Origin of the sequence: Faecalicatena contorta, assembly GCF_021531995.1 — a bacterium.
Taxonomy (GTDB): Bacteria; Bacillota; Clostridia; order Lachnospirales; family Lachnospiraceae; genus Dorea_A; species Dorea_A contorta_A.
The window spans coordinates 1-1465 of the sequence record NZ_JAFBIZ010000241.1 but is presented as its reverse complement, the minus strand read 5'-3'; the positions used below and the strand labels follow the sequence as shown (position 1 = coordinate 1465).

The following is a 1465-nucleotide window of genomic DNA, read 5'->3' as shown; positions in this document are numbered from 1 at the left end:
ATTCTATATAGATTAAGAGGTAATCATACAACAGAGGAGCTTATTACCAGAGGAATGGTAGTAGGGAAAAATTTTAATTGTATGAATGATGTGATTTTGGATCCAGATCATTGTTGGCTTATTGAAATTGGCAATGATGTGACTGTGGCGCCGAGGGTGCATATACTCTGCCATGATGCCAGTACAAAACATTATTTGGGATATACTAAAATTGCTAATGTAAAGATTGGAAACAATGTTTTTATTGGAGCAGAAAGCGTGGTTATGCCTGGTGTTGTCATTGGTGACAACGTGATTATTGGAGCAAATAGTACGGTGACTCATTCCGTTCCTGCAAATTCTGTTGTGGTTGGTTCGCCAGCGCGAGTGATCTGCTCAACAGAAGAATACATCGAAAAAGAACGGTCGAAAATGGCAAAAGCTCCATGTTTCTCAGAGGCATATACACTTCGTCAGAATGTTTCCATGAAACGCCGATATGAAATGAAGAAGGCGCTGGAGGGAAATAAGGGGTATGTTGAATGAGTAAGATAAGTATTATTGTTCCAATTTATAATATAGAACAATTTCTTCCTAGATGTCTAGATAGTATACTGTCGCAAACATATCAGAATCTGGAGATCATTTTAGTTGATGATGGTTCGACGGATGACTCTGGTAAGATTGCAGATCGGTACGCAGGCAAAGATGAAAGAATTAAGGTAATTCACCAAGTGAATAGTGGTGTTTCGGTTGCAAGGAATCACGGTTTGGATCAGGCAACGGGTGATTATATTGGTTTTGTAGATGGTGACGATTATGTAGAGCCTGATATGTATGAAATCCTTATGCAGATTGTTACTGAATATCAGGTTGATATTGCACACTGTGGATATCAGATGGTATATCCAAGTAGAATAGATTATTACTACAACACTGGAGAAAAGCTTAGATTGAAGCGTAATGAAGGACTTCTTGAGTTGATGAGGGGTACAAAAATTGAACCTGGGTTGTGGAATAAGCTTTATAAAGCGGAATTGTTTAAGCAAGTTAGATTGCCTGTTGGTGTGGCTGAGACAGAAGACCTGTTATGCAATTTTGAAGTGTTTTCTTTAGCAGAGAATTCTTTTTTTTACGATGTGCCCAAATATCACTATATATTGAGAAGTGGTTCGGCAACAAGTGGGGTACTCTCAGAAAAAAAGCGACGAGATCGTTACTTTGTGATTTCATCAATTCTAAAGAAATCAGATGAAGATGCATCTTATTATACTGCAGTGTATGAACGATATCTAAGAATTTTGATTGAAAATGCAACACAGATTAATTATCAAGAGCTTCGAGATGAAGCTGTACACGAACTTAGAAAAGAGTTAAGAAAAATTGTGTTGTCTAAAAAACTTGGAATAAAAATCAAAGGGATGGTTTTTGTGGTATCATATTTTCAAAGTATATATCGTTGGATTCATTATGTTTACAGTAAGGC

2 protein-coding genes are annotated in these 1465 nt (G+C 36.9%); both read left to right on the top strand.

The genetic code is table 11. The features are described 5' to 3' along the window. On the top strand, nt 1-525 hold a 525-nt coding region (locus JQM82_RS15605), incomplete at its 5' end, for a DapH/DapD/GlmU-related protein (protein WP_235251332.1). Beyond that, nucleotides 522-1465, top strand: a 944-nt coding sequence (locus JQM82_RS15600) for a glycosyltransferase (RefSeq protein ID WP_235251331.1), incomplete at its 3' end; no start/stop codon positions are given. The genes JQM82_RS15605 and JQM82_RS15600, both read left to right, overlap by 4 nt.